Source organism: Streptomyces sp. NPDC015345 (assembly GCF_043078805.1).
In the GTDB taxonomy this organism is placed as follows: domain Bacteria; phylum Actinomycetota; class Actinomycetes; order Streptomycetales; family Streptomycetaceae; genus Streptomyces.
In genome coordinates this window covers 1,206,079-1,232,740 of the sequence record NZ_JBIBTX010000001.1, presented here as the reverse complement: position 1 = coordinate 1,232,740, position 26,662 = coordinate 1,206,079, and the positions used below count along the sequence as shown (strand labels likewise).

Annotated in this window: 23 protein-coding genes, 2 tRNA genes and 1 riboswitch; of the genes, 9 read left to right on the top strand and 16 right to left on the bottom strand. The window is 71.2% G+C overall.

Going from position 1 to position 26,662, the window contains the following annotated elements; all coding sequences use genetic code 11:
• Positions 1-19: 19 nt before the first annotated feature.
• A riboswitch (cobalamin riboswitch) is annotated at positions 20-143 on the bottom strand.
• 216 nt (positions 144-359) lie between these two features.
• Positions 360-1,118, bottom strand: a complete 759-nt coding sequence (locus ACF062_RS05515) for an ANTAR domain-containing protein (RefSeq protein ID WP_392135964.1) — start codon at positions 1,116-1,118, stop codon at positions 360-362.
• 136 nt (positions 1,119-1,254) lie between these two features.
• Here ACF062_RS05515 and ACF062_RS05510 point away from each other — a divergent pair, with 136 nt between their 5' ends.
• Positions 1,255-2,289 carry a glycoside hydrolase family 6 protein gene (locus tag ACF062_RS05510; protein ID WP_392135961.1) on the top strand — a complete coding sequence of 345 codons (1,035 nt, stop codon included), beginning with the start codon at positions 1,255-1,257 and terminating at the stop codon, positions 2,287-2,289.
• A gap of 209 nt (positions 2,290-2,498) precedes the next feature.
• On the opposite strand, the gene ACF062_RS05505 is transcribed toward ACF062_RS05510, so the two are convergent.
• The 4 genes from ACF062_RS05505 to ACF062_RS05490 form a co-directional block, all read right to left on the bottom strand.
• On the bottom strand, positions 2,499-4,436 hold the full coding sequence (locus ACF062_RS05505) for a galactose oxidase-like domain-containing protein (RefSeq protein ID WP_392135958.1): 1,938 nt from the start codon (positions 4,434-4,436) through the stop codon (positions 2,499-2,501).
• Positions 4,433-6,319 carry a glycosyltransferase family 2 protein gene (locus ACF062_RS05500; RefSeq protein WP_392135955.1) on the bottom strand — a complete coding sequence of 629 codons (1,887 nt, stop codon included), beginning with the start codon at positions 6,317-6,319 and terminating at the stop codon, positions 4,433-4,435. The genes ACF062_RS05505 and ACF062_RS05500 overlap by 4 nt, the downstream gene beginning before the upstream one ends.
• A 300-nt stretch (positions 6,320-6,619) precedes the next feature.
• Positions 6,620-7,333 (bottom strand): FadR/GntR family transcriptional regulator, encoded by a 714-nt coding sequence (locus ACF062_RS05495; RefSeq protein ID WP_392135952.1) that lies wholly within the window; start codon positions 7,331-7,333, stop codon positions 6,620-6,622.
• Positions 7,334-7,431: 98 nt separating this feature from the next.
• Positions 7,432-7,505: transfer RNA gene (locus ACF062_RS05490), tRNA-Lys, on the bottom strand.
• A gap of 196 nt (positions 7,506-7,701) precedes the next feature.
• On the opposite strand from ACF062_RS05490, the gene ACF062_RS05485 reads away from it, so the two are divergent.
• The 7 genes from ACF062_RS05485 to ACF062_RS05455 all read left to right on the top strand — a co-directional run bounded on the left by ACF062_RS05485 (position 7,702) and on the right by ACF062_RS05455 (position 16,404).
• Entirely contained in the window at positions 7,702-9,066 is a 1,365-nt protein-coding gene (locus tag ACF062_RS05485; RefSeq protein WP_392135949.1) for a peptidoglycan-binding protein, read from the top strand.
• Between the two features lie 308 nt (positions 9,067-9,374).
• The gene (locus tag ACF062_RS05480) at positions 9,375-10,643 is read left to right on the top strand and encodes an SPFH domain-containing protein (protein WP_392135946.1); all 1,269 of its coding nucleotides are present in this window, start codon (positions 9,375-9,377) and stop codon (positions 10,641-10,643) included.
• Between the two features lie 179 nt (positions 10,644-10,822).
• Positions 10,823-11,425, top strand: coding sequence for a lytic polysaccharide monooxygenase (locus ACF062_RS05475; protein WP_356572960.1), 603 nt, complete (start codon positions 10,823-10,825; stop codon positions 11,423-11,425).
• 173 nt (positions 11,426-11,598) lie between these two features.
• The gene (locus ACF062_RS05470; RefSeq protein ID WP_392135943.1) at positions 11,599-13,257 is read left to right on the top strand and encodes an AMP-binding protein; all 1,659 of its coding nucleotides are present in this window, start codon (positions 11,599-11,601) and stop codon (positions 13,255-13,257) included.
• A gap of 685 nt (positions 13,258-13,942) precedes the next feature.
• Positions 13,943-15,286: a sensor histidine kinase gene (locus ACF062_RS05465; RefSeq protein WP_392135940.1), complete on the top strand. Its 1,344-nt coding sequence runs from the start codon at positions 13,943-13,945 to the stop codon at positions 15,284-15,286.
• Positions 15,283-15,924, top strand: coding sequence for a LuxR C-terminal-related transcriptional regulator (locus ACF062_RS05460; protein WP_392136547.1), 642 nt, complete (start codon positions 15,283-15,285; stop codon positions 15,922-15,924). Before ACF062_RS05465 ends, ACF062_RS05460 begins: the two co-directional genes overlap by 4 nt.
• A 78-nt stretch (positions 15,925-16,002) precedes the next feature.
• Positions 16,003-16,404 (top strand): hypothetical protein, encoded by a 402-nt coding sequence (locus ACF062_RS05455; protein WP_392135937.1) that lies wholly within the window; start codon positions 16,003-16,005, stop codon positions 16,402-16,404.
• A gap of 233 nt (positions 16,405-16,637) precedes the next feature.
• Here the strand turns inward: ACF062_RS05455 and ACF062_RS05450 are convergent, their stop codons facing one another.
• From ACF062_RS05450 to ehuB, 9 genes are all read right to left on the bottom strand, one after another.
• Positions 16,638-17,282 carry a response regulator gene (locus ACF062_RS05450; RefSeq protein WP_392135934.1) on the bottom strand — a complete coding sequence of 215 codons (645 nt, stop codon included), beginning with the start codon at positions 17,280-17,282 and terminating at the stop codon, positions 16,638-16,640.
• On the bottom strand, positions 17,273-18,415 hold the full coding sequence (locus ACF062_RS05445; RefSeq protein WP_392135931.1) for a sensor histidine kinase: 1,143 nt from the start codon (positions 18,413-18,415) through the stop codon (positions 17,273-17,275). Before ACF062_RS05445 ends, ACF062_RS05450 begins: the two co-directional genes overlap by 10 nt.
• A 22-nt stretch (positions 18,416-18,437) precedes the next feature.
• A complete protein-coding gene (locus ACF062_RS05440; protein WP_392135928.1) occupies positions 18,438-19,115 on the bottom strand; it encodes a DedA family protein in 678 nt (225 codons plus the stop codon).
• 143 nt (positions 19,116-19,258) lie between these two features.
• Positions 19,259-19,332 (bottom strand) — tRNA-Lys (locus ACF062_RS05435).
• A gap of 63 nt (positions 19,333-19,395) precedes the next feature.
• Positions 19,396-20,154, bottom strand: a complete 759-nt coding sequence (locus ACF062_RS05430; protein WP_392135925.1) for an IclR family transcriptional regulator — start codon at positions 20,152-20,154, stop codon at positions 19,396-19,398.
• A 197-nt stretch (positions 20,155-20,351) separates the two neighbouring features.
• On the bottom strand, positions 20,352-21,167 hold the full coding sequence (ehuA, locus tag ACF062_RS05425; protein WP_223774792.1) for an ectoine/hydroxyectoine ABC transporter ATP-binding protein EhuA: 816 nt from the start codon (positions 21,165-21,167) through the stop codon (positions 20,352-20,354).
• Positions 21,157-21,804, bottom strand: a complete 648-nt coding sequence (gene ehuD / locus ACF062_RS05420) for an ectoine/hydroxyectoine ABC transporter permease subunit EhuD (protein WP_392135921.1) — start codon at positions 21,802-21,804, stop codon at positions 21,157-21,159. The genes ehuA and ehuD overlap by 11 nt, the downstream gene beginning before the upstream one ends.
• Positions 21,801-22,532 (bottom strand): ectoine/hydroxyectoine ABC transporter permease subunit EhuC, encoded by a 732-nt coding sequence (gene ehuC / locus ACF062_RS05415; protein ID WP_223779048.1) that lies wholly within the window; start codon positions 22,530-22,532, stop codon positions 21,801-21,803. The genes ehuD and ehuC overlap by 4 nt, the downstream gene beginning before the upstream one ends.
• Positions 22,532-23,464 carry an ectoine/hydroxyectoine ABC transporter substrate-binding protein EhuB gene (gene ehuB, locus ACF062_RS05410; RefSeq protein ID WP_392135918.1) on the bottom strand — a complete coding sequence of 311 codons (933 nt, stop codon included), beginning with the start codon at positions 23,462-23,464 and terminating at the stop codon, positions 22,532-22,534. The genes ehuC and ehuB overlap by 1 nt, the downstream gene beginning before the upstream one ends.
• A 105-nt stretch (positions 23,465-23,569) precedes the next feature.
• Here ehuB and ACF062_RS05405 point away from each other — a divergent pair, with 105 nt between their 5' ends.
• Positions 23,570-24,070: a DUF3830 family protein gene (locus ACF062_RS05405; RefSeq protein WP_392135915.1), complete on the top strand. Its 501-nt coding sequence runs from the start codon at positions 23,570-23,572 to the stop codon at positions 24,068-24,070.
• A 7-nt stretch (positions 24,071-24,077) separates the two neighbouring features.
• On the opposite strand, the gene ACF062_RS05400 is transcribed toward ACF062_RS05405, so the two are convergent.
• Together ACF062_RS05400 and ACF062_RS05395 are read right to left on the bottom strand one after the other, a co-directional pair.
• The gene (locus tag ACF062_RS05400; RefSeq protein ID WP_392135912.1) at positions 24,078-25,481 is read right to left on the bottom strand and encodes an amidase; all 1,404 of its coding nucleotides are present in this window, start codon (positions 25,479-25,481) and stop codon (positions 24,078-24,080) included.
• Positions 25,482-25,499: 18 nt separating this feature from the next.
• Complete coding sequence (locus tag ACF062_RS05395) at positions 25,500-26,456, bottom strand: D-2-hydroxyacid dehydrogenase (RefSeq protein ID WP_392135909.1); 957 nt, start codon at positions 26,454-26,456, stop codon at positions 25,500-25,502.
• Positions 26,457-26,662 lie beyond the last annotated feature (206 nt).

Sequence of the window (26,662 nt, the reverse complement as noted above, 5' to 3'; positions counted from 1 at the left end):
CTTCTGGGGTTTCCACGCCCCATGGCAGGAGGACGACGGCTCAGTTCCTGACTTCCGCGTACGAGCGTGCGTACGCGGTCACAGTGGCGGGACCGTCCCGGATTCGCACCGGGTTCCTGACAACCGTCGCCTCGATGTATGGACTTGTCGTCACGGAGAGTCCCAGTGCGTCGCGTCCCTGTCAACACGCGCCAGGTCAGGGCGGCTCCGCCGGCCGCCGGGCTCACCTGGCCCGATCGGCGACCCGCTCCCCCCGGGAGCCGCCGACCGGGCTGCCCCGCGACGGACGGCGCCAAGTGGGCCACGCGGTTGGCCCCGCGTCCCTCCGTGGCCCGGCCCGCCCTGTCAGGACCGCCCTCTCAGGACCGCCCGGGTCGCACCCGCCGCAACTCCTCGACGCCGAGGGTTCCCTCGATGACCTGCGCGGCGACCGCGTCGATGAGCCGGCGCTCCCTGCGCGCGTAACACCGCAGCGCCTCAAAGGCGTCGTCCACCCCCGTGTTCCAGCGTTCGGCCAGGACGCCCTTGGCCTGTTCGATGCGGATACGACTGTCCAGCGCCCCCTGGAGCTGTGCGGACAGCGTGCGGTACCGCGTGTGCGTGCGGTGGTTGTGCAGGCCCACCGCCGCGGCGTCCGCGAGCACCCGCAGGAGCCGCAGCTCCCGCTCGGCGGGCTCGGTCCCGCGCGCCTGCGACACGAAGACGTTGAGCACCCCGATGACCGGGCCGCGGTGCCGCAGCGGCACCGCCGACGTCGCCGTGACGCCGTGCTCACCGGCCCGCGCGGCGAACGCGGGCCAGCGGGACGCCACTTCGGCGCGGTCGATCCGGACCGGCGGCACGGGCCTGCCCGTTCCGAAGCCCTCGAGACACGGACCGCCCCGGTGCTGTGCCGCCAACAGGGCGCGTACCGCCGCCGGCCGCCTGCTCCCGGTGATGAGGCGGACCTCGCCGCCCCCGCCGGTGTACATCACGCCCGCGCCCTGCGCGCCGAGCAGTTCCACGGAGTGGTCCGAGAGCCGCCGCAGATAGCCCTCGGGGTCGAAATCGTCGGTCAGCGTGTCCGCGCTCTCCACCAGGATCTCCGCGAGCCGCAGTTCGCATGGGTGGTCCCCCATGGCCCTCTCCTCCCCTCTCCGCACGCTCTGCCTACCCTGCCGACGCGCACGGTAACGGCCCTTGGTGACAGCTCTCGTGGGGCAAAGGACCGTATGTCAGGATTGAGATACGGACAGTGCACCCAAGGGGGAGTGGATGTACCGCAAAGACACCCGCCGCGGACATGGTCTCGCGGCCAGGGGGGTGCGGACGGGGGTGGCGCTCGCGGGGGCCGCGCTGCTCCTTTCCGCGTGCTCCTCCTCCGGTGGTGACCCGGAGGACAAGTCTTCGGGCCGGCCTCCGGAGCAGCAGCCGAAGAGCAAGGACCCGTACTGGGTCAACCCGGAGGGGACCGCGGCCAAGCAGGTCGCCTCGTACGAGAAGGACGGCAAGAAGGACGAGGCCGAGCTGATCCGGCGGATCGCCGAGCAGCCGGTGTCCGAGTGGATCGTCCCGGAGAACGCCGAGGAACAGGCCCGCGGCTTCACAGAGGCCGCCGAGAAGGCGGACCGGGACGCCCTGCTGGTCCTCTACAACATCCCGCACCGCGACTGCGGCCAGTACTCGGGCGGCGGCGCGGCCGACGGCAACGCGTACCGCGCCTTCGTCGACCAGGTCGCCAAGGGCATCGGCGACCGGCGCGCCACGGTGATCCTGGAGCCCGACGCGGTGCTGCACATGGTCGACAACTGCACGCCCGAGCAGTTCCACGAGGAGCGCTACGACCTCCTCAAGGGCGCCATCACCACACTCAAGTCCCTGAAGAACACCAAGGTGTACCTCGACGCGGGCAACGCGGGCTGGCAGAACCCCGACTCGCTCTGGGAGCCCCTGAAGCGGTCCGGCGTCGAGCAGGCCGACGGCTTCTCGGTGAACGTCTCCAACTTCCAGACCACCGAGGACAGTACGGAGTTCGGCAAGAAGCTCTCGGCGAAGATCGGCGGCAAGCCGTTCGTCATCGACACGGGCCGCAACGGCAACGGCCCTTACGACAAGGGCAAGGACCCCTGGTGCAACCCGCCGGGGCGGGCGCTCGGCGAGACGCCGACGACGAAGACGGACGATCCGCTCGTCGACGCGTATCTGTGGGTCAAGCGGCCGGGGGAGTCCGACGGGACGTGCCGGGGTGGCCCCAAGGCGGGCGAGTGGTGGCCGGAGTACGCGCTCGGCCTGGCGAGGAACGCCTCGTAGGGGTCGCCTCCCTAGGGCCTGTCTGACAATTCCCGCCTGCCTCCCTCCGGGCGACGACGCGAATTGTCAGACAGGCCCTAGGGGCGCGGCGAACTGCGCGCTCAGCGAGGGGAAAGCCGCAGACGCGACTGCCGGGATCTCGGCAGATGCGTCTGCGGCTTCTTTGTGGTTGCTCGCGCAGTTCCCCGCGCCCCTTACGGGGCGGCTGCTCACCGGACGTGGACCCACCGCGCCTTGCTCGGGACGCCCTGGTCGTCCGTCACGAAAAGCATGTACCAGCCCGTTTCCACCAGGCTCCGATTCTTCGGGACCGTCACCGTCACCTTGCCCCGCGACTTCTCCAGGTCCAGCGCGATCGACGTCTGGTCGATGTCCGTGACGTGCGTGGAGGCGCTGGGCCGGATGAGGCGGGCCGCCTTGATGGCCGAGGAGTGCGGGGTCGGGAAGGTCCCGGAGCCGCCCCGCGCGATGGTCTTCGGGCCCTTGCCGAGGGCCGGCCGCGAGCCTTGGTAGAGGTACGGCGGGCTGTAGATCTCGATGCGCTGCTCGAAGACGCCCGGCTTGGTGTTGGCCTTGTCGGCGTAGAGCGAGTCGGAGCCGAAGAACATCACGCGGCCGTCGGGGAGCAGGACCGACCCGGCGTGGTAGTTGCGGCCCACCTCCGGGTCCGCGACCCGCCGCATCTCCCCGGTCCCGGCGTCGTAGATCCGCGCCTGGTGGATGTTGGAGTCGCCGCGCCCGCGGTAGTCCTCCGAGCCGCCGGAGATCAGCACGGTGTCGTCCGGCAGCGTGGACATCTGCGGGTAGCGCGTGCCCTTCTCCAGCGGGGGACCGTCGACGAAGCGCGGCTCGTCCGCCTTCAGGTCGACGATGCGGGTCTTCTCGCTGGACCTCTTGGACTCGCCCACGCCGCCGCCGCCGACCACCAGGTACTTCTGGTCCTGGGCGGGCGGCAGCTCGACCGTGCCGGAGGTCTCCATGAGCCCCGGGTCGCTCAGACCGGGGACGCCCTGCCACTTGTTGGTCCGAAGGTCCCAGATGCCGGGCTTGCGGCCGACGTCGGCGGGGCCGTAGCCCGCGTTGGAACCGGAGTAGAAGAGCCTGCCGTCGGTCATCTGGAAGATCGCCGGGTACGTCGGGAACTGCCGGATGCCCTTGGTGTACGTCCACTTCTTGGTCTTCGGGTCGTACACCTCGTTCTTGCCCGGCACCAGCTGGCCGATCTCGTCAAGGCCCGAGGTGGAGAGGATCCTGCCGTCGGTGAGCGTGGTCAGCGTGGGGTACCAGCGCGCCTCGTTCATCGGGTCGACCTTGATGTACCGCTCGGCCACCGGGTCGAACTCGAAGGCGTCCTTGATCCCCTGGAAGTCCTTCTTGTCCAGGGCGAGCTTCTGCGCCATGCCGTAGACGTTGCGCTTGTCGGAGCCCTTCATGCCCTCGACGCGGTAATTGTCCTGGGTCCCCGTCTCGTACTTGGCGCCGCTTTTGGCGGCTTCTACGTAGACCCGGCCGAGACCCGCCTCCGTGCGCAGGAACCTCCCGGTCCGCTTGTCGAAGACCTTCTTCGCCTTCTCCACGAGGACGTTGTCCTGGGAGACGAACGTCTTGCCGTTCTTCTTGCCGGTGAACTTCGTGCCGGCGGGAATCGTCTTCGGCTCGTCCGGGTCCTCGTTGTGGACGATCATCAGGCCGCCGGCCTTGGTGACGTCGCCCTTGAGCTTCTCGTAGCGCTGCGTGCCGCCGGCGATCAGCAGATTGCCGTTGCCGAGCTGGGTGTGACCCGTGCAGAACAGGTCGGTGGGCGTCGGGATCTTCTTGATGGTCTTCTTGACCGGGTCCCACAGCCGGGTGTCGAACTTCTTCTTGTCGAAGTTGCCCTGGTCGTTGCCGGAACCGGCGACCAGCAGGACCTTGCCGGTGTGCAGGAGCGCCGCGTGGATCGTGTTCTGCCGGTACTCCTCGGGGAATTCCACGATGTCCCAGTGGCCGTTGTCGGCCTTGTACTCCGGCTGGTTGATCTTGTAGTCGTGGTACTTCTCGGAGCCCACGCGCCACAGCCATGGGCCGTTCATCCCCGCCAGCGCGAGGACGACCGCCGCGCCTATCGCGATGCGGCGGGCGCGGCGACGGCTCGAACGGTCTTTCATTTCTCACGTCCCCCAAGGGAGATCGGCATCGTCTGCTCGGACGACGCCCAGCTGGGCTTCGGCCGCGGAACCACCGCTTCGAGCGCGGGCGGTGCGGGCTTCTTCCTCTCCTGCCGCATGCCCCAGCGCCACGCGAAGATCGGCGCCGCCGTGATCAGCAGGGCGAACGAGGCCCAGATGATCATCGCCGGGTGGGAGTGGCCGTACAGGAAGGAGGCGGCCATCGAGGCACCGAAGACCACGATGAAGAACAGGTGGATGCGGAAGGTCCCGAACAGCGTGTCCGGGCTGGCCGAGTCGCCCTTGGGGGTCACCACGAACCTGCTCTTGCGGCGCAGGGCCGCGTCGAGCAGTGAGCGCGCGTAGATCGGGGCGGAGAGCGCCGACATCACCATGCCCGCCACACCGCCGGAGCCCTCGGGTTCGTGCGGGGAGACGTTGTGCCTGCGGTTCCAGATGTAGAGGCCGATCTGGAGCGCCGAGGCGTTGCCGTACAGCATCAGCCAGATGGTCGGGTCGATGTTCACGCCGGACGCGCCGAGACCCAGGAAGAGCGCGCAGCTCAGCGCCGCCAGGATCCAGTTCATGGCGGACATCGGGTAGAAGATGACCATCATCGTGTAGTTGAAGAGACGGCCCGGCGGCAGCGAGAACGGCGCCTTCCAGAACTGCTTGAGGATCGTCTCGTACGTCCCCCGCGACCAGCGCAGCTGCTGGGTGAAGAAGTCCGTCCAGGCGTTCGGGCCCTCGCCGACCGCGAGCACGTCGGGTGTGTAGACCGACTTCCACTTCTTGCCGGTCGCCGGGTTCGTGGCGCGGTGGATCTCGAAGCCGGTCGCCATGTCCTCGGTGATCGAGTCGTACAGGCCCCCGATCTGCTTCAGCGCCTTAATGCGTACGGCGTTAGAGGTACCGACGAACATCGGGGCGCCGTAGGCGTTGCCGGCCCGCTGGATCAGCGCGTGGAAGAGGAACTGCTGCGACTCGGCGGCCTTGGTGACGAAGTTGTCGTAGTTGCCGTAGACCTGCGGGCCGATGACGAAGCCGACGTTCTCGTCGCGGAAGAAGCCGAGCATCCGCTCCAGGTAGTTCGGCATCGGGACGTGGTCGGTGTCCACGGAGGCGAAGTAGTCGTAGGCGTCGCCGTGCGCGTCCAGCCAGGCGTTGTAGTTGCCGTGCTTGGTCCTGGCGCGGTGCGGGCCCTTCGCCGTGTTCCACCTCGCCACGCCCTTGCGGGAGAAGTGGTGCACGCCGAGCCGCCGGCAGACCTCCTTGACCTCCGGGTCGTCGCCCTCGTCGAGGAGCCAGACGTGCAGCACGCCGCGGTGGCGGATCCTGACCGCGGCCTCCAGGGTCTTCGTCACCATCTCGATCGGCTCCTTGCCGGGCACGAACGAGGTGAGGAAGGCGACTCTGGTGCCGGTCTCGGGCACCACCGGGACCGGGTCCCGTGCCACCAGCGTCGCGTGCGCGTTGGAGAGCACGTTCATACAGCGGAAGAACTCGATCAGGCCGATCGAGACGAGCATGACGACGTCGAGGACGGGCAGCCAGTCGTTCGCGACGTAGTCCCGCTTCGTCCAGTGTTCGGGCTGGAGCAGCCAGCCGAGCAGGACGAGCGAGAGCAGTGGGGCCGCGCCCAGCATCAGCGCGGCCCGTACTCTGTGCGGCTCCTGCGAGAGCAGTGAGCGGTACCTCACCCGGTAGGGCTTGCCCGGGTCGGGCTGCGTCAGCGGCCCGGCGAGCCGGCTGTAGTGCTCGTAGTCGTACCGCGGCAGGGTCTTCTTGATGCGGCGGAAGCCACCGGTCCTGTGCGGTGGCACTCGCAGCCGGGTCGTTTCTGACGGGTCGTTCTGCCGCGCCCCCGTCGGCGTCGACGTCATGGTCATCCCCCCGCACGCGGTTTCGCCCGCGTGTCCTTGGTTCCATCCGCCCGGCGGGTTCCCCACGACCCTCACGGACGTGTCAGTGGCAGGCCACCGTCCCCTCAGACAGGGACCGGCACGCCTCCGGTCGCAGTGATGCCCCCCTCGACATCGCTTCGTGAGCGAGGCCCCCCAGCCCTGCCCCGCCGCGGACGCGGGAGCCCCCAACTGCCCCGTGCCGCCCGCCTCATGAGAGCCGATGGCTCCCGAACAGGTTTCTACGCCCTCCAGCATGATCGCAAGGGCGAAACAAGGCGTTTACCGGTCAAACGAGCTATCTGAGGTGTCTCTTGGTGCAGGTGTGCCCAAACGTGTTCGAATGTTGCCGAAGTGTTCCCGTATGGCCCGCTCGGCCCGGAGGGCGTCACCCGAGCGCACGGCCTCCAGGATCTCGCGGTGCTGGCGGCAGGTGATCTTGGGATCCTGCGGTACGTCCACCAGATCTGTGCGGACCTTGTGAAAGGCGTCCCAGAACGCCTCCAGGACCTCGCCGAGGAGCGGATTGCCGAGCCCGCGGTAGAGCGCGGCGTGAAAGGCGCGGTCGGTCTCGGCGCGCACGGCGCCCTGAGGGGAGGCCGCCTCGGCGTCCATGCGGTCCGCCAAGGCGTCGAGTTCGGCGAGGTCGGCCGCCGGGACGCGGCCCGCGAGGCGCGCGATCAGCCCGGTCTCCACGGCCTCGCGCAGCTCAAGGAGCTGGAGCAGGCTGTCCTCGCCGCGGTAATGGCCGGCGACCGTGCGGAACGCGAGGCCCTCGATCATCGGCGCGACCGACATCGGGCCGACGTACGTCCCGAAACCGTGCCGGATCTCTACGATGCCCATGGCCTGGAGTGCCTTGAGGGCCTCCCGTACGGAGTTCCTGCTGACCCCCAGGCGCTCCATCAGTTCGGGCTCGGTGGGGAGCGAGGCCCCGGAGGGCAGCCGGGAATCGAGGATGAGCTTCTTGATCCGCTCCTGGATGTCGCGCGCCATGGCGCAACCGTAGCGGTAGGGGTGGCGTGCCGAGGGGACGGCGAAGGCCCCCGCATACACGAAGGCCCCCCGCGTGAACGGGGGGCCTTCGCTGTCTGTGCGCCGCCAGGGACTCGAACCCCGGACCCGCTGATTAAGAGTCAGCTGCTCTAACCAACTGAGCTAGCGGCGCCTGCTGACCTGGAGAACTCTACCGGATGTGCCGGGGTGCTCCCGACCACCCCCGTCTCCCCGGCGCACGTGGCGAGGGCCCCTGGCGGGCCGGATACATCATTCGGACCGTCAACATGCGGTATCGCCGGACAGTTGAGAAACTGACGGATGTGCAGATTCGCGGACATTCTTTTCAGGGGTGTGAGGGAAATCGCATGGAGGACGCTCCGGTATTCGTGGAATTCGATCCCGAGAGCGACTGCGACTGCCCCGGCTGTATCCACTGGCGGCGCTCGATGGCGCACGCGCTCCCGCTGCGCCTCGGGGGCCACCCGGCGGCGCACGGCGCGCGCCGCGCCCTCGTCCTCGTGGCGGCGGCCGGCACGGTGCTCGGCGGCCAGGCGCTGCCGGCCGTGGCCCTGGCGGACGCGGGTGCCCGTCCGACCAGGCCCGATCCCCGGCCGGCGCCGGACGGACCGGACACGCCGCAGGGCGGGGTCAGCCCGCTGCACGGCGGCGCGGGCACGTCGGCGGGCTCGACCTACCGGGCGATCACCCGTACGGAGATCATCGAGCGGGCCCAGACGTGGGTCACCGCGCGGGTGCCGTACAGCATGAGCGAGTACTGGACCGACGGCTACCGCCAGGACTGCTCGGGCTTTGTCTCGATGGCCTGGAACCTGAGCGGCAACGAATGGACGGGCACCCTCGACAAGTACGGGACCCGTATTGCCAAGGAGCAGCTCCGGCCCGGCGACATTCTCCTCTTCCACAATCCGGCGAACCCCACCAACGGTTCTCACGTGACGATTTTCGGGGGGTGGACGGACAGTACGCAGACGTTTTACGTGGCATACGAACAAGCAAGGCCACACGCCCGCAAACAGGCGACGCCCTATGCCTACTGGGCGAACGCGAACCGCTATGTGGCCTATCGCTTCAAGGGGGTGGAGGGCGCCGCGGAGGACGTGGGGGCCGTGGGGGCCGTGGAGGACCCGGCGGGCGGCAAGGCGAGCGGCGCGGGCTCCGCGGTGACGCCGTACCCGGGTGCCGGGGCCTTCGGTCCGGGGGCGGACAACAAGTACGTGACGCGGCTCGGCAAGGCCCTGGTCGCCCGTGGCGGCAAGCGGTTCTACCGGTCGGGCCCCGGGCCGCGCTGGACCGAGGCGGACCGCAGGGCGACGCGGGCGTTCCAGCTGGCGCAGGGCTGGCGGGGCGCGGACGCGGACGGGCTGCCGGGGCCGACGACGTGGTCGTACCTGATGCAGGGGAAGGGACGGGACATCCCGGCGGCGGGCGCGGGGGTCGGCGGGAGCGGCGCGGAGGCTCGCCCTGCCTTTCCCGGCAGGGGCGTCTTCCGCCCCGGCCAGTCGCATGCGGCGGTCGAGCAGCTCGGGAGGCAGCTGGTGCGGAAGGGCTATGGCAGGTACTACACGGGGGGCCCGGGCCGGGGCCCGGACCCGGTCTGGAGCGAGAGCGACCGACGCAACGTGGAGGCGTTCCAGCGCGCCCAGGGCTGGCGTGGCGCGGCGGCCAACGGCTATCCGGGGCCGGAGACGTGGCGGAGGCTGTTCCGGTGAGGGCCGTGGGCGGGGCCGGGGCCGTGCGGGGGAGGTGGGACAGGCGTGGGCGACGGCGGGCGGGATCGGCGTATGCACGGATGAGGTCGATGCGGGGGCGGGGGCGGGTGGATTCGGCGCGGGTGCGGATGAGTCCGTCGGCGGACGTGTGGGCGGGTTCGGCGCAGGGCCTGGCGGGGTCGGCGGACGTGTGGACGGGTTCGGCGCAGGGGCAGGCGGGTCCGACGGACGCACGGACGGGCCCGGCGCACGGGCAGGCGGGACCGGTGCGAGAGCGAGATCGAGGCATGAATGAGGCGGAGGCACGGATGAGCGCGACGGCAGCTTCACAATCCCAGGCCCAGCCCCAACCTCAGCCCCAGCCCAAAGCCCAGCCCCAGCCCAAAGCTCAGCCCCACCCCCCGCAGAGCGGTGCCGCGCACGAAGCGGTCGCCGTGCGGGCGGGGCGGGTGATTCAGACTGAGGCCACCACCGAGATCCCCGTCCACCTCCTCTTCCGCGACGACCCGGACGACGTGACGGGCGTCCCGCTGAGGCCGGCCGTGGTGCGGCGCAGGCAGGGTACGGGGGAGCAGCCGAAGGCGGTACGAAGCAGGCAGGGTACGGGGGAGCAGCCGAAGGCGGTACGGCGCCCGGCGACCGCGCCCGCCGAAGCCGTGGCGCGTCCGGCGCCCGACGTCGACCCCGCGCTCGTGGAACGCCGGGCGCGGGTGCTGCCCGGCTTCGCCGGCGTGCTCGGCGGGTGCGCCGGCGCCGCCGGGTGCGCGCTCTCGCTGTGGTGGGCGGGGTTCCTGCCCGAGCCCGCGCTGCGCGTCACGGGATTGCCCGGGCACGCGGGGGCCGGGCTCGGGGCCGCCCAGTGGGCCTCGCTCGCCGGCTCCGGGGCGCTCGGCCTCTTCGGGTTCGGCGGGCTGGCGCGGGGACGGGTCGGCCGGGCGTGGGTGCTGAGCCTCTTCGGCCGCTACCGGGGCACTGTCCGCCGCACGGGCCTGATGTGGGTGAACCCTCTGCTCCTGCGCCGCCGTGTCGACGTACGTCTGCGGCACTGGCGGAGCGAGCCGATGCCCGCCGTGGACCGGGACGGGGTCGCGCTGCGCGTCGTCGTCCTCCTCGTCTGGCGGGTCAAGGACACCGCGCGGGCGACGCTCGCGGTCGAGGACCACCAGGAGTACCTGCGGGAGTGCGCGGAGGCGACGACCGCACGCGTGCTCTCGCGGCTGCCGGCCGACGCGTTCCACGACGACGCGCCCACTCTGCGTGACGCGGACGCCGTGGGCGCCGCGCTGACGCGGGCGCTCGCCGCCGAGGCGGAGGCGGTCGGCGTCGAGGTGTTCTCGGCTCAGCCGACCCGTATCGAGTACGCGCCCGAGGTCGCCGCCGCGATGCAGCGCAGCCGGGTCGCCGCGCTCGACGCGCGCCACCGCGACACGGTGCTGACCTCGGTGGTCGACTCCGTCGAGGACACCGTGACACGGCTGACCACGCGGGGCCTGGTGGAGCTGGACGACTACGAGCGCAAGGCGTTGGTGAAGGACCTGACGGTGGCGTTCTACACAGGGCGCGTGGAACAGCGCTGACCGGGCACCGTGGTGCACAACTGCCCGTTCCTGTCGTCAGGTTCCCGTTCACGGCCCGGACGGATCCCCTCCACGGTTGGTATGGACATGTTCAACTAACGGCAATAATCTGAACTTGGTCTAGACCGCAGTGCGCGCACGTCTCACGGAACTTCCCCATGTTCGGTCAGGAGCGGCACATGCGTAACAAGAAGGTGTACGCGGCCATGGTCGGCCTCACCACGGTCGGCGCGTTCGCGCTCTCCGCCGGTGGCGCCAGCAGCCACGGCTACACGGATCTGCCCGCCAGCCGGCAGATCAACTGCGCCAAGGGCGTGGTGACCAACTGCGGTTCCATCCAGTACGAACCGCAGAGCGTCGAGGGCCCCAAGGGCTTCCCCGCCGGGGGCCCCGCGGACGGCAAGATCTGCTCGGCGGGCATAGCGGGCTTCAACCAGCTCAACTCGCCGAAGACGCCGAGCGGCGCCGCCTGGCCCGCGACGCAGGTGAGCGGTGGGCAGAACTACACGTTCCGCTGGCAGTTCACCGCCCGTCATCGCACCACTGACTTCAAGTACTACATCACCAAGCAGGGCTGGGACGACAGCAAGCCGGTGACCAGGGCCGCCCTGGACACCACGCCGTTCCTCAGCGTCCCGTACAACAGCCAGCAGCCGCCCGCGACGCTCTCGCACAGCGGCACGATCCCCGGCGGCCGCAGCGGTCACCACGTGATCGTCGCGGTCTGGACGGTCGCCGACACGGCGAACGCGTTCTACGCCTGCTCGGACGTCAAATTCTGAACCGTGCCTGAGGCGCTTCCCCGCACCCCGCGAGCAGGTTCCGCGTACGCCGTGCACGACCTCACGGCGTACGCGGAGCCGCACGAGGGCAACGGCCATAAGGCAGTGTCAGAGCCGCCACTCGCCCGCGACACTCTCCCCATCTGACGGGCCGTCAACTATGGTGCGCGGTCATGGGGAGCACCGGGAGCACGGTCGCGGAACTCGTACAGGCGCGGTGGGAGGACCACCGCACCGGCCTGCGCTGGGCGGACGGCGCGCTGAGCCACCACGACGTCACGGCGGGCGCCGCGGCCAGGGCCGCGCTCCTCGCCGACCTGCTGTCGAGCCGGGGTGAACCCCACATAGGGGTCCTGCTCGACAACACCCCCGAATACCCCCTGTGGCTGAGCGCGGCGGCGCTCGCCGGGGTGGCGGTGGCGGGCATCAACCCCACCCGGCGCGGCGCCGAACTGGCCCGCGACATCCTGCACACCGACTGCCGGATCCTCGTCACCGAACAGGTTCGGCTGCCGCTGCTCGACGGCCTCGAACTGCCGGGCGTACGCGTGCTGGTGACCGACACCGAGGAGTACGAGGCCCTGCTCGCCCCCTACGCCGACGCGGAACCGGAGATCGCGCGGACCGTGGGCCCGGCGAGCCGCATGCTGCTCTACTTCACCTCCGGGTCCACGGGCGCCCCCAAGGCGGCGATCTGCAGCCAGGGCCGGCTCGCGGCGGCGGGCCGCTCCCTCGTCACCCATTTCGGGATCCGGCCGAGCGACACGCACTACATCTGCATGCCCATGTTCCACGGCAACGCGGTGATCGCGGACTGGGCGCCCGCGCTGGCGGCGGGCGCGGGGGTGGCGCTGCGCCGCCGCTTCTCCGCCTCGCGGTTCCTGCCCGACGTAAGGGAGTTCGGGGCCACGTACTTCACTTACGTGGGGCGGGCCGTGCAGTACCTCCTGGCCACGCCCGAGCGGCCGGACGACCGGGAGAATCCGCTGCGGGCCGGGTTCGGGACCGAGGCGGGGGCCGTGGACGCGGCGCGCTTCGAGGAGCGGTTCGGGGTGCGGCTCGTGGAGGGCTACGGCTCGTCGGAGGGCGGAGCGGCGATCCAGCGTACGCCGGGGACGCCGCCGGGGGCGATCGGGCGGGCGGCGCCCGGGGACGACCTCGCGGTGGTCGATTCCGTGACGCTGCGGGAGTGCGAGGCGGCGCGGTTCACGGATGACGGGCGGCTCCTCAATGGCCGCGCCGCGATAGGGGAGTTGGTCAACCGGGGGCCGAATCCCTTCGAGGGGTACTGGCGCAACGACGAGGCGCAGGCCGAGCGGGTGCGGGGCGGCTGGTACTGGACCGGGGACCTCTTCTACCGGGACGAGCGCGGGTACCTCTACTTCGCGGGGCGTACGGATGACCGGCTGAGGGTCGACAGCGAGAACCTCGCGGCGGCGATGATCGAGAACATCGTCGCGCGGTACCCGGGGGTGGTGGCCGTCGCGGTGTACGCGGTGCCGGATCCGGTGGCGGGTGATCAAGTCATGGCGGCGGTGGCGCCGGCGGAGGGGGTGGGCTTCGATCCGCCGGCCTTCGCGGAGTTCCTGCTGGCGCAGCCCGATCTGGGGACGAAGATGATGCCCCGCTTCGTGCGCGTGGTGCGGCGGATGCCGGTGACGGCGACGAACAAGGTGGCGCGGGCGGTGTTGCGGGGGGAGGGGTTCCGCTGTGCGGACCCCGTGTGGTGGCGTCCCTCTGGTTCCGCGTACCGCAGGCTGACGGCGGCGGACGTGGCGGCCCTGCGGGGCCGCTTCCGCGAGCATGGCCGTGAGTCGTTACTGCGCCTCTGACGTCCCCGGCGGCCTTCCCGCCCCGCGGCGCCCCGAGTACCCGGCGGCATCCCCTACCCCGCCGCTCCGCGCCGGACGTCTCCCACCCACCCGCCCGTAACCCGGCGTCGAGACGCCGAGCTAGGAGCAGGCCGGGGTTGCGCACCCCGCAGGGCGGTACAAGTACCCGGCGGCATCCCCTACCCCGCCGCTCCGCGCCGGACGTCTCCCACCCACCCGCCCGTTACTCGGCGTCGAGACGCCGAGGTAGGGGCAGGCCGGGGTTGCGCACCCCGCGGCGCCCCGAGTACCCGGCGGTATCCCCTAACCCGCCGCTCCGCGCCGGATGTCTCCCACCCACCCGCCCGTTACTCGGCGTCGAGACGCCGAGGTAGGGGCAGGGAAAGACGGGGCGCCACCCGCAGTCGAATACGACCCCGAGGGGAACAGAGGAACAGGGACGGCCCGCAGGTGCTCGCGCGCGGTCGAGGGAGGGCACGAGCCGACGACGGCCCGCAGGCGCTCGCGCTCCTGAGGGGACGTGGGGGTATGTGCGCGCGGAGCACAGTGGTGGTCATGAGGGTGGGCGAAGCAGCAAAGGTCCCGCGCCAAGATGGCGAGCACGGACGTACCCCCACGGCCCCGCCCCTAAGACGCACCCCAGGCGCCCCACCCGCCGGCCCCCCAACCCCATACCGTGAAGCCCATGGTTCGGGACAGCGTGTGGGTCGGGTTGTGGCGGCGGGACTACCTCCTGAGCAGCGCGCCCTGGCGCAGCGCCGCCTACCTCCTCGGCGGCGCCCTCCTCGGTGCCGCCGTACTCGTCATCGGCGCCGCCCTGACCGCCGTAGGGGCAGCCCTCGTGCTCGTACTGGTCGGCATCCCCCTCCTCACCGCCCTCACCTTCTCCGGCGTCCCCATCGCCGCCCTGGAACGCCGCCGCATGCTGCTCATCGACCCCGCCCCGGCGCCCACCCCCCACCGCACCCCGGAAGCCCCTGGCATCCAGGCCTGGTTCCGGCTCCGCCTGAAGGAGCAGGCGACCTGGCGCGAGCTGGCCCACACCGCCCTGCTCGCCCTCGTCCTGTGGCCCCTGGACCTCCTCGTCCTGGCCTGCACCGTCGCCTTCCCCGCCCTACTCGTCGCCGCCCCCGCGCACCTCGCCCTCACCGGCGGCCCCGGCCACGACATCCGCCCCGCCAAGCTGTGGGTCGTCGACGCCTACCCGGCGGCAGGCGGCACCGCGCTCCTCGGCCTGCTCCTACTAGCGGCCCTCGCGTATCCCCTCGGCGCGTACGCGGCCGCCCGCGCCGCGTTCACCCGCCTCCTGCTCGCCCCGCGCGAGGCGGAACTCGCCGCCAGCCTCGCCGAGGTCACCCGCTCCCGGGCCCGGCTCGTCGACGCCTTCGAAGCCGAACGGCGGCGGATCGAACGGGACCTGCATGACGGGGCACAGCAGCGGCTGGTCGCGCTCACGATGCGCCTCGGCCTCGCCCGGCTCGACGCCGAGCCCGGCAGCGCCCTCGCCGGGCAACTGGCCGCCGCGCACGACGAGGCGGGGCACGTCCTGACCGAACTGCGGGAACTCATCCGCGGCATCCACCCGCAGGTCCTCGCCGACTACGGCCTGGCGGCGGCCATAGAGGACGCAGCGGACCGCTCCGCAGTACCCGTGGAGACGGCCGGCGTGGAGACGGCCGACATGGCGCTGCCGAGGTTGTCCGAGTCCGTCGAGTCCGCCGGGTACTTCGCGGTCCGCGAGGCCCTCGCCAACGTCGGCAGGCACAGCGGCGCGACCAGGGCACACATCACGGCCGCGCACACCGACGGAGTCCTCCGTGTCGAGGTGCGCGACGACGGCCGCGGCGGCGCGGACCCGGCCCGCGGTACGGGTCTGACCGGGCTCGCCGACCGGCTCGCGGTCCTCGATGGCACACTGACGGTCACCAGCCCGCCGGGTGGTCCGACAGTCCTGTCCGTGGAGATCCCGTGCCAACCCCATCCCCAAACGCGACCCCAGCCCCGAACGCGACCCCAGCCCCAAGCCTGAGGGTCGTCCTCGCAGAGGACAGCGTGCTGCTGCGCGAGGGCCTCATAGGCGTCCTCGGCCGCTTCGGGCACGAAACGGTCGCCGCGGTCGGCGACGCGGAGGCGCTGCGGGACGCCGTATCGGCGTACGAACCGGACATCGTCGTCACCGATGTGCGGATGCCGCCCGGCTTCCAGGACGAGGGACTGCGGGCGGCGGTCGCGCTCAGGGCGCAGCGGCCGACGCTGCCGGTCCTCGTGCTCAGCCAGTACGTCCAACGGTCCTACGCGGCCGAGCTCCTGGACACCGGGGACGGCACCGGCGTCGGCTACCTGCTCAAGGACCGCGTGGGCCAGGTCGAGCAGTTCATCGAGGGACTCACGCGGGTCGCGCGGGGCGGCACGGTCGTCGACCCGGAGGTCGTACGGCAGTTGCTGCGGCGGCGGCGCGACCCGCTGGAGCAGCTGACGCCGCGCGAGCGCGAGGTCCTCGCGCTGGTCGCGGAGGGGAAGTCGAACGGGGCGATCGCGGCTGAACTGGTCGTATCCGAGGCGGCGGTGGGCAAGCACATCGGCAACATCCTGGGGAAGCTGGACCTGCCGCCGGCGGACGGAATTCACCGCAGGGTGCTGGCGGTCCTGGCGTATCTGCGGGGGTGAGCCCCGCTCGTGAGGGACCCGTGGTGAAGGAAGACAACTCCGCGGCCCCGCTTGTGTGAACGATTACGATCCACTCTCATGACCACGCCCGACCAGACCGACGCCGACGCAACGGCCAAGAACGACGAGCAGACGGCAACCCCGGAAAGCGCGACCGCAAAGCCCGAGGAACCCGAGGGACCCGAGGGACCCGAGCGGCCCGAGGGACCCGAGCGGCCCGAGGGACCCACCCCGGCCGCCCGCGCCCGCCGCGCCCGCATCGCCGCGGCCGGACTGCTGATGGCCGCGGCGGCGGTGGTCCTCGCGCTGCGTCTGGCGAGCCGTTCGTCGGTGCTGGTCGTCGGGGTCTACGGGCTGCTGCTCATCCTCTGCGGCGTGGTCATCGAGCTGAGCCGCCGCGGCCGCACCAGGCTCGGCACCTGGCTCCTGGCCGCGGGTCTCGTGGCGGCGCTGGTCATGGACGGTGCGGTCCTGTCGTGAACCCCCGCGGCGCCCACCAGGCGTGCCGGCCGAGCAGGGCCATGGTGGCCGGCACCAGGAACATACGGACCACGGTGGCGCCGATGAGGACCGCGAGGGTCAGGCCGAGGCTGACCTGGAGGACCGGGGAGAAGCCGCCCGCGCGACGTCGACCACGTACGGATGGGCGGCGGGCGGCCCCGGGCGGCGGGCGTCCCCGGGCGGCGGGCGGCCGGGCGGCGCGGGGGACCGGCTCAGGACTCCAGGTAGCGCAGCACCGCGAGGACCCGGCGGCTGTAGCCGGTCGTCCGGGACAGCCCCAGCTTGTCGAAGATGGCGTTCAGGTTCTTCTCGACCGCGCTCAGCGAGATGTGCAGCTTCTGCCCGATGGCCGCGTTGGTGTGCCCCTCGGCCAGCGCCTCAAGGACGGTGCGCTCGCGCGGGGTGAGGCGGGTCAGCGGGTCGGCGTGCGTGGTGCGGATGAGCAGCTGCCGGACGACCTCGGGGTCGATGGCGGCGCCCCCGGCGTGCACCCGCTCCAGAGCGTCGAGGAACTCCTCGACCTGGGCGACGCGGTCCTTGAGGAGGTAGCCGACCCGCTCGGCGCTCGACGTGAGCAGCTGCGCCGCGTAGTTGCGCTCCACGTACTGGGAGAGGACCACCACGCCGATCTCGGGGCGCAGCTCGCGGATGCGCACCGCGGCGCGCAGGCCCTCGTCGGTGTGGTCCGGGGGCATCCGGATGTCGGTGACGACGACGTCCGGGGTCTTCGCCTCGACCTCGGCGAGGAGCGCTTCGGCGTCACCGACGGCGGCCAGCACCTCATGGCCCTCCTCGGCGAGCAGCCGGACCAGGCCCTCCCGCAGCAGGGTCGAGTCCTCGGCGAGGATTACGCGCACGGCAGCTCCGCGGTGATCGTGGTGGGTCCCCCGAGGGGGCTGTCGACACACAGTGTGCCGTCGAGGGCGGCGACCCGGCTGCCCAGCCCGGTCAGGCCACTGCCCGAGGGGTCGGCGCCGCCGGTACCGGTGTCCCGGACGAGGACGACGAGGGAGGTCCCGTCCCCGTGTACGCGGACGAAGACCTCGTCGGCCGCCGAGTGCTTGGCGGCGTTGTTCACGGCCTCCGACACGACGAAGTAGGCGGCCGTCTCGACGGCGGACGGCAGCGGTTGCGGTACGTCGTACTCCATGCGCACGGGCAGCGCGCACCGCTCCGACACCCCGCCGAGCGCCTCGCGAAGGCCCAGGCTGTCGAGGGCGGTGGGGTAGACCCGCCAGGCCACCTCGCGCAGTTCGGTGAGGACTTCCTGCGCCTCTTTGTGGGCCTGTTCGAGCAGGGCGTCGGCGCGCTCGGGGGTGCGGCCCCTGCGGGCTCTGCCGAGCAGCATGGCGAGGGCGACGAGCCGCTGCTGGACGCCGTCGTGCAGGTCGCGCTCGACCCGGCGCCGCTCGACGTCGACGGCCCTGACCACCGCGGCACGGCTGGTGGCCAGCTCGTCGATGCGGCGCTGGAGCAGCTCCCGCTCGGAGGGGCCGAAGCACTCGCGGGCCAGGCGCGCGTCCTGCTCGGTGAGGGCGCGCAGGCCCTGCACGGCGAGGAAGAGGAGGGTGCCGCCGAGGACGACCTGGCCGAGTATGTCCACCCAGGTCATGGAGGTGTGGGTGAGCGACGCGGCGAAGATCCCGGCGAGGACCGCGCCGAAGTCGACCAGGCCGACCACGACCGCGCAGAGCAGCCCGGAGTACGTACGGGCCGCGAGGTAGCGCAGGATCTGCTGGTCACTGGCGCGGTGCTCGGGGAAGGCGTCGCGGAAGAAGAGGGAGCGGCGGCGCCGCTCGACCCCGGTGAGCCTGCGGGCGCCCGCGGCGAGCAGGGCGTGGGCGCGGGGGCGGGTGCGGGGCCAGAGCAGGAAGGCGCCGAGGGCGGTCCCCGCGAGGACGAAGTAGAGCAGGTTGAGCACGGCGGTGAGGCAGCCGACGAGCACACCGGCGACCCTGAGCAGGAACGGGGCGGCCACGGGCTGCTTCACGTCGTCCGACACTAGCGGACCCCTAGCCGCGACGGTGGCGGGCCGCGGCACCCGCAGGCGCCCGGCGGCGGGACCGTACGCGCACCGTCACATACACGGCGACGGCCGCGAGGGCGAGGACCAGGACGATCTTGGAGAGGACGCCCACGTACGTCCCGACCGTGTCCCACTGATCGCCCAGCCAGTAGCCGGCGAGGACGAGCACGGAGTTCCAGACCAGGCTGCCCAGCGTGGTCAGGGCCAGGAAAACCGGCAGCGGCATGCGCTCCACCCCGGCCGGCACGGAGATCAGGCTGCGGAAGATCGGCACCATCCGGCCGAAGAGGACGGCCTTGGTGCCGTGCTTGGCGAACCAGGCCTCGGTGCGTTCCAGGTCGGTGGCCTTGACCAGCGGGAGCTTCGCCCACAGGGCGTGCATGCGCTCGCGCCCGAACAGCACGCCGATCCCGTAGAGGGCGGCGGCGCCGACCACCGAGCCGAGCGTGGTCCAGAACAGCGCGGAGAACAGGGTGATGACTCCCTGCCCGGCGGCGAAGCCGGTGAGCGGCAGGATGACCTCGCTGGGCAGCGGCGGGAAGAGGTTCTCCAGCGCGATGGCGAGCCCGGCACCGGGGCCGCCCAGGGTGTCCACGAGATCGGCGGCCCACCCGGCGATGCCGCCGGCGGGCTCCTGAGGGAGGGCGAGAGTCATGAGGTCCATGGGGAAGACGCTAGAAAGCGCAGGTCGGCGGCGGTATGGGGGTTGCCGTTGAGTGAGGGTGCGGTTTTCCGCACCCCGGGTGCGGCAGGGGTACGCGAAAGGGCGTCCCCGGAGACCGGGAACGCCCTTTCGGCATTCGCAAGTGCGCCGCCAGGGACTCGAACCCCGGACCCGCTGATTAAGAGTCAGCTGCTCTAACCAACTGAGCTAGCGGCGCCTGCTGACACGAAAATACTACCTGGTCCGAAGGGGTGCTCCTGACCACGGCCCGCGGGCCGGCTCAGATGGCCAGCGACAGCAGAACCGGCGCCGCCCCGCGGTTCAGCGTGTCCGCCGCCTCCCGCAGCCGGTGCGCGTGCTCGACGGGCAGGGACAGGGCGAGGCAGCCGACCGAGGAGCCGGCGGTGATGGGCACGGCGGCGCAGACCGTGCCGACCGCGTACTCCTGGAGGTCGAGGACCGGGACCGTGGCGGGCTGGGCGGCGAGGCGGTTGAGCAGGACTCGCTCGTTGGTGATCGTCCGCGAGGTGAGGCGGGCCATCTTGTGGCGGGAGAGGTGATCGCGGCGGCCGTTCACGTCGAGCTGGGTGAGCAGGCTCTTGCCGATGGCGCTGGCGTGCGCGGAGGAGCGGAAGTCCACCCATTCGTTGACCGCCGGGGTGCGGGGCCCGGCGGCGATGTCGGTGACGCGGATCTCGCCGTCGACGTAGCGGCTGATGTAGACCGCGGCGCCGATGGAGTCGCGCAGGCCGTCCAGGGTGTGCCGGAGCTTCTCGCGCAGCGCCTCGTCGTGGTGGTCGGCCGAGGCGAGGCGGCTGAGGCACTGGCCGGTGACGTAGACCCCGTCGGCCGTCTGCTCGACGTACCCCTCGCGGCGCAGCATGCGGAGCAGGGGCGCCAGCCGGGTGGCGGGCAGACGGGTCACGCGGGCGAGCTCGACGGTGGTCACACCGGAGCCGTGCCGGGCGACCATTTCGAGCACCCGCAGGGCGCTCTGGACGGAGTCGTGCGGCGTGGTCGCCTGGTGCTTCAACGCCACGGCTTCCCCCTGCGTGGAGCGGTTCCGGACAGTCGGGCCCGTCCCACGATAGCCGCCAAGTGGCGTACGGAGAGCGGCTGTTGCGGAGATTGGCGGCGCGCTCCGGCCCGTCAGCAGGAACGCGCCACCCTGGCATATGTCAGCGTCATGCCCCAGGCGCGGGGCCTCGGTCGATGTCCCGCGCCTGGGGCCGACGGTCACAGCACCGCGCTGAGGAACTCGCGGGTCCGCTCGTGCTCGGGCTCGGTGAAGATCTTCTCCGGGGTCCCGGACTCGATGACCCGGCCCGAGTCGAACATCAGCACTTGGTCCGAGATGTCCCGCGCGAAGTTCATCTCGTGGGTCACGCAGAGCATCGTGATGTCCGTGGTGTGCGCGATGTCACGCAGGACGTCCAGGACACCCGCCACCAGCTCGGGGTCGAGCGCGGACGTCACCTCGTCGAGCAGCAGCACCTGCGGGCGCATCGCGAGGGCCCGCGCGATGGCGACCCGCTGCTGCTGGCCGCCGGAGAGCTGTGTCGGGTACGCGTCGCAGCGGTCGCCGAGGCCGACCAGGTCGAGCAGCTCACGGGCGCGCTGCTCGGCCTCGTCCTTGGACAGGCCGAGGACGTTGACGGGCGCCTCGGTGATGTTCCGGAGCACCTTCATGTTCGGGAAGAGGTTGAACTGCTGGAAGACCATCCCGATGTTCTTGCGGACCTCGCGGACGTGCTTCTCGCCGGCCGGGACGAGCTTGCCGTTCTTCTCCTCGTGGGTGAGGTAGTTGCCGCCCACCTTGATCGTGCCCTGCTCCGGCCGCACCAGCGTCATCAGGAGCCGCAGGATCGTGGTCTTCCCGGAACCGGAAGGTCCGATGAGCGTCACGTGCTTGCCGGAGGCGACGGAGAAGTCCAGCTCGTCCAGGACGACGTTCGAGCCGTAGCGCTTGACGACCTTGTCGAAGCGGATCAGCTCGCTGCCGTCGACGGCGGGGTTGGGGATTTCCTGGGAAGTGCTGCTGTCAGCGGACAAGGCGACGCTCCAAAGCTCGCAGAAGGACAGAGGCCGGGTAGGCGATGACGATGAAGGCGACACCGACCACGCTGATCGCCTCGTAGGTGAAGGTCGCCTGGCTGTAGCCCTGGGCCTGGCCCAGCATGTCGAGCGCGCCGATGGCGGCCATCTGCGGCGACTCCTTCAGCATGATGATCACGTAGTTGCCGAGCGCCGGGATCACCCGGCGTACCGCCTGCGGCAGGATCACGGACGTCCAGGTGCGCCGCTTGGAGAGGCTGAGCGCGGTCGCCGCCTCCCACTGGCCGGCGGGCACACCCTCGATCCCGGCGCGGTAGACCTCGGAGGTGTACGTCGAGTAGTGCAGCCCGAGGCCGACGATGCCCGTGGTGAGGGGAGACATAGAGGGGCCCCACTGAGGCACCACGTAGAACAGGAAGAACAGCTGCACCAGCAGCGGGGTGCTGCGGATGAACTCGGTGACGGCCGTGACCGGCCACCGGATCCACTTCTTCTCCGAGCGCTGCGCGATCGCCCAGACCAGGCCCAGCGAGAAGGCGATCAGGGTGCCGAAGAACAGCGCCTGGAGGGTGAGTTCGACGCCGTCCCAGAAGAGCGGCATGAAGTCGTCGACATGCGACCAGTTCCAGTTCACTTGGCAGCCCCCGTACCGGCGACGACGTCGATCGACGACTTGGCGCGCATCCCGCTGAACAGGCCCGTCTTCTCGGGCGCCTGGCCGACCCGTTTCTTGGCGTGCCGCTCCAGGAGCCGCATGCCGCGCGTGAGGACGAACGCGAGGACGAAGTACAGGACGAGCAGCAGCGTGTAGATCGGCGCGCTCTCGTTCGTGACGAGTCGCAGCAGGTCACCGGCGAAGGTCATGTCGGCCACCGCGATGAGGGACACCAGTGAGGTGCCCTTGAGCAGCTCGATGAGCAGGTTGTTGAACGGCGGGATCATCTCAGGCCAGGCCTGCGGGAGTTCGATGCGGCGCAGCCGCTGGAACGGCGTGAAGTTCAGGGCGATGCCCGCCTCGCGCTGCGCGGGCGGCACCGCGGCGAGCGCGCCGCGCACGATCTCCGAGGCGTAGGCCCCGTAGGTGATGCCGAGTGCCAGCACGCCCGCGAACATCGGCTGGAAACTGATGCCGAAAACCGGCGGGACCGTGAAAGCGATCCAGTACATGAAGACCAGCGACGACGTGCTGCGGAAGATCTCGAAGTAGGCCCCGGCGAGGAACCGCACGATCCAGAGCCGGTTCGTGCGCAGCACACCGATCGGGAAGGCGATCACGAAGGCGAGGGCCGCGCTGAGGAAGGTGACCTGGAGGGTGATCCAGATACCGGGCAGGAACCAGTTCCCGAAGAACTCCGACGACATCATGAGGAGACGCCCTTCACCGGGGGACACAGCTTCCGCAGGGTCAGGTCCGTCATCTCGGCCTCGGTGAAACCGAACGGCTTGACGATCCGCAGCAGCTCGCCGCTCTTCTTGAGCTTGTGCAGCTCCTTGTTGAAGGCGTCCCGGAGGTTCTTCTCGGACAGCCGGAAGGCGAAGCCGCCCGCGCCGTAGGCCGGCTTGCCGTCGACCTCCGGCTGGAAGGGCTTCGTCGCCTCGACCCGCGGGTTCTTCTTGATCACCGTGCGTACGGTGACGTTGGTGCCGGCGAAGGCGTCGACGCGGCCCTGGGCCACGGCGTCGAGCCCCGCCACCTGGTCGGGCAGGACGAGCACGTCCTTCACACCCGCGGCCTTGGCGTAGTCGATCTCCGCGTAGGCGGTGCCGCTCGCCAGCTTCAGGCCCTTCTCCGCGATGTCCTCGTACGTCCTGATGCCGTGCGGGTTGCCCTTCTTCACGATGAAGGAGTCGAGCATGAGGTAGTCGGGGTCGGAGAAGAGGACCTGCTCGCACCGCGTGGGGTTGATGTACATGCCCGCCGAGACCACGTCGAACTGCCGTGCCTGCGTCAGCCCGGGGATCAGCGCCCCGAACTTGGTGGGCACCGCCTTGACCTCGGGCACGCCGAGGCGCGGGAAGATGACCTTGGCGATGGCCGGCGCCTCGCCGGTGACCTCGCCGTCCTCGTCGATGTATCCGAACGGGACCTCGCCCGCGACGCCGATCCTGACCGTGCCGCTGTCACGCAGCCGCTCCAGCAGGTCGCCCCCCTGAACCTTCCCCTCCTCGGGCACCCGGCTGCATGCCGAGAGCCCGAACGCGCCAAAAGCCGCCCCGCCCGCTCCGGTGAGCAGGGCGCGGCGGCGAACCGCTCTGCCAGTGATTCCCTCGTTGTTCCCAAGTGGTGGAGCCATGGGCGCGCGGCTACCCGACTCGACGCCACATATGCCGGTGAATTTCGGCCCCTGATGCGATCGTTGTGCTCCCGGCGTCTTGACCCGGGGAGGAACATGGGATTCATGGCAGACCGATTCATCGAAGTCTCCCTCGCCAAGCGGGGAGTCCAGTGCACGGCCAGGCTGCTGGACGACCGGGCCCCGGTGACCTGCGTGGCGGTGTGGGAGGCGCTTCCGCTCGGGTCCGACGTCTACCACGCGAAATACGCGCGCAACGAGATCTACGCCCTCTTTCCGGCTTTCGCGGACCGCGAGCCGCCCTTGGAGAATCCGACAGTCACCCCCATTCCGGGTGATCTCTGCTATTTCTCCTTCTCCGGTACGGAATTGGGGACCCCGGCGTATGGCTACGAACCCGAGGCCGATGTGCGGGCCGGCACCACCGTCGTCGACCTCGCCCTCTTCTACGAACGGAACAACCTGCTCCTGAACGGCGACGTCGGCTGGGTGCCCGGCATCGTCTGGGGCCAGGTCGTCGACGGCCTCGACCGCATGGCCGAGGCCTGCAACGACCTGTGGCGCGCGGGCGCGCAGGGCGAGACGCTGAACTTCCGCCGGGCCTAGGCCCCGCTCAGCCGAGCTCGGGCGGCGCGACACCGGCGCCGCCCGCCTCGTACAACGCGTGCGCGGCCCGCAGCACCACCGTGTCGGCGTGCCGAGCGCCCACGATCTGCACCCCGATCGGCAGCCCCTCCTCGTCCACCCCGCAGGGCACGGTCGCCGCGGGCTGCTGGGTGAGGTTGAAGGGGTACGTGAACGGCGTCCAGCCCGTCCACCGCCGGTGCCCGGAGCCCTTGGGGACCTCGGCGCCCGCCTCGAACGCCGTGATCGGCAGCGTGGGCGTCACCAGCAGGTCGTACGCCGAGTGGAAGTGGCCCAGACGGCGCCCGAGATCCATGCGGACGTCGACCGCCGCGAGGTAGTCAAGGGCGCTGTACCGCGCGCCCTGCCCGCAGATCTCCCGCAGCCCCGGGTCGAGCAACTCCCGCCGGTCGGGTGCCAGATGCTGCACGACGCGCGCCGCCCCGCTGAACCACAGGGTGTGGAAGGCCTCCACCGGCTCCGAGAAGTCGGGGTCGGCCTCCTCCACGTACGCCCCCTGCGCGGCGAGGGACTCCACCGCCCGCCGCACGGCCGCCGCGACGGCGGGCCGCACCGCGACCTGGCCGCCCAGCGAGGGCGAGTAGGCGACGCGCAGCCCGCGCACACCGCCGTCCAGGCCCGCGCGGAAGCTCCCGGCCACCGCCCCGAGCTGGGACCAGTCCCGCGGGTCGGGGCCCGTGATCACCTCCATCATCAGCGCCGCGTCCGCCGCGTCCCGCGTCATCGGCCCCACGTGGGAGAGCGTCCCGAAGGGGCTCGCGGGGTACAGCGGCACCCGGCCGTACGTCGGCTTCAGCGCGAAGATCCCGCAGAACGCCGCCGGGATGCGCACGGAGCCACCGCCGTCCGTGCCCAGCGACAAGGGGCCCGCCCCGACCGCCACGGCCACCGCGCTGCCACCACTGGAGCCGCCCGAGGTGCGCGAGGTGTCGTACGGATTGCGGGTGATACCGCTGCGGGGGCTGTCCGTCACGCCCTTCCAGCCGAACTCCGGGGTCGTCGTGCGGCCGATGAACACCGCGCCGTGCTCCCGCAGCCGCGCCACCGAAGGGGCGTCCTCGTCCCACTCGCCCTCCGCGCGGATCGTCCTGGAACCGCGCAGGGTCGGGCCGCCGCGCAGCAGCAGGAGATCCTTCACCGACACCGGTACGCCGTCCACCAGGCCCTGCGGCTCCCCGCGCCGCCACCGCCCGGCACTGGCCTCGGCCTGGGCCAGTGCGGTCCGGGCCTCGATCCGCACGAAGGCGTTCACCAGGGGCTGGGTCTCCTCGGCCCGCCGCAGCGCGGCGCGGACCACGTCGACCGGGCTGAATTCGCCCTTGCGGTATCCGTCGACGAGTCGTACGGCGGTGAGATCCGTGAGTTCGGACATCCGGCCTCCTAGTCGTGATCAGTGCCCCGGGACATACCCACGTTCCTTGTCGACCACGTTCCACAGCGGCCGACCCGCCGCCCAGGCCTCGTACAACTCGAGGAACTGGGCGCCCAGTTCATCGCGCCAGCCGACCGTGTCGCCGCTCATGTGGGGGGAGACCAGCAGCCCCGGTGCCGTCCACAGCGGGCTGTCCCCGGGCAGCGGCTCGTGCGCGAAGACGTCGAGGGCCGCACCCGCGATCCACCGCTTCGACAGGGCGGCCACCAGGTCGTCCTCGACGACGAGGGGGCCGCGACCGATGTTGATGAAGTGCGCCGAGGGCTGCATGACGCCGAAGCGCCGGGCGTCGAACATGCCGCGCGTGTCGTCGGTGAGCGGCGCCGCGCACACCACCCAGTCGGCGCGCGCGAGCAGTCGGTCCAGTTCCTCGGCGCCGTGCACCCCCGGGCGTGGCGCGCGCCCCACCAGGGCGGTGGTGACGCCGAGCGCCTTGAGGGTCCGCGCGACGGCCCTGCCGATCGGTCCCGAGCCCACCACGCACGCGCGCGTGCCCGCGACCCGCCGCGACTCGCGGTGGCGCCAGGAGCGCTCGCGCTGGAGCTCCAGGGTGCGCGGCAGGTCCTTGGCCAGGGCGAGGACGAGCGCGGCGACGTACTCCGCGATGGGCCCGTCGAAGACGCCGCGCGCGTTGGTCACCACGGTGTCGCAGGCGGCGAGTTCGGGGCACATCAGGTGGTCCACGCCCGCGCTCGCGGTGTGCACCCAGCGCGGCCGGGAGCCCTCGCCCGGCCAGGCGCGGCGCACCGCGTCCGAGGCGAAGTCCCACACCAACAGCACGTCCGCGAGCGGCAGTCGGGCGGCGAGGCCGGCCTCGTCGGTGTGCAGGATCCGGGCGCGGCCGGTCAGGCTGCCCAGGCGCGGCGGCGGCGTCGGGGGAGCGGCGTCAAGGACGAGCACGGTGGTGGTGGCCAAGGGGGTTCCGCTTCCCTGAAGAGGTACGGCGCAGCCGTCTGAAAGGTGCGGATTGACCACGCTCGCACCCGAACCTACCTTCGTCAACAGAGGCACTGTGGCAGCGGTGCCGCACCCATCCGCTCCTTCTCCGTGCGCGCGTGCGCACCGCAGGTCCCGGCGCCCTCGCCGGGCAGCTCGCCCCGGCCTCCGGCCGGTCCCTGATC

Coding starts and splice junctions, on each gene's coding strand:
- ACF062_RS05475 (WP_356572960.1), top strand. CDS start 10,823: ATGCGTAACAAGAAGGTGTACGCGGCCATGGTCGGCCTCACCACGGTC.
- ACF062_RS05470 (WP_392135943.1), top strand. CDS start 11,599: ATGGGGAGCACCGGGAGCACGGTCGCGGAACTCGTACAGGCGCGGTGG.
- ACF062_RS05485 (WP_392135949.1), top strand. CDS start 7,702: ATGGAGGACGCTCCGGTATTCGTGGAATTCGATCCCGAGAGCGACTGC.
- ehuC (WP_223779048.1), bottom strand. CDS start 22,532: ATGTCGTCGGAGTTCTTCGGGAACTGGTTCCTGCCCGGTATCTGGATC.
- ACF062_RS05440 (WP_392135928.1), bottom strand. CDS start 19,115: ATGGACCTCATGACTCTCGCCCTCCCTCAGGAGCCCGCCGGCGGCATC.
- ACF062_RS05400 (WP_392135912.1), bottom strand. CDS start 25,481: ATGTCCGAACTCACGGATCTCACCGCCGTACGACTCGTCGACGGATAC.
- ACF062_RS05405 (WP_392135915.1), top strand. CDS start 23,570: ATGGCAGACCGATTCATCGAAGTCTCCCTCGCCAAGCGGGGAGTCCAG.
- ehuB (WP_392135918.1), bottom strand. CDS start 23,464: ATGGCTCCACCACTTGGGAACAACGAGGGAATCACTGGCAGAGCGGTT.
- ACF062_RS05495 (WP_392135952.1), bottom strand. CDS start 7,333: ATGGCGCGCGACATCCAGGAGCGGATCAAGAAGCTCATCCTCGATTCC.
- ACF062_RS05480 (WP_392135946.1), top strand. CDS start 9,375: ATGAGCGCGACGGCAGCTTCACAATCCCAGGCCCAGCCCCAACCTCAG.
- ACF062_RS05510 (WP_392135961.1), top strand. CDS start 1,255: ATGTACCGCAAAGACACCCGCCGCGGACATGGTCTCGCGGCCAGGGGG.
- ACF062_RS05500 (WP_392135955.1), bottom strand. CDS start 6,319: ATGACGTCGACGCCGACGGGGGCGCGGCAGAACGACCCGTCAGAAACG.
- ACF062_RS05465 (WP_392135940.1), top strand. CDS start 13,943: ATGGTTCGGGACAGCGTGTGGGTCGGGTTGTGGCGGCGGGACTACCTC.
- ACF062_RS05515 (WP_392135964.1), bottom strand. CDS start 1,118: ATGGGGGACCACCCATGCGAACTGCGGCTCGCGGAGATCCTGGTGGAG.
- ACF062_RS05455 (WP_392135937.1), top strand. CDS start 16,003: ATGACCACGCCCGACCAGACCGACGCCGACGCAACGGCCAAGAACGAC.
- ACF062_RS05505 (WP_392135958.1), bottom strand. CDS start 4,436: ATGAAAGACCGTTCGAGCCGTCGCCGCGCCCGCCGCATCGCGATAGGC.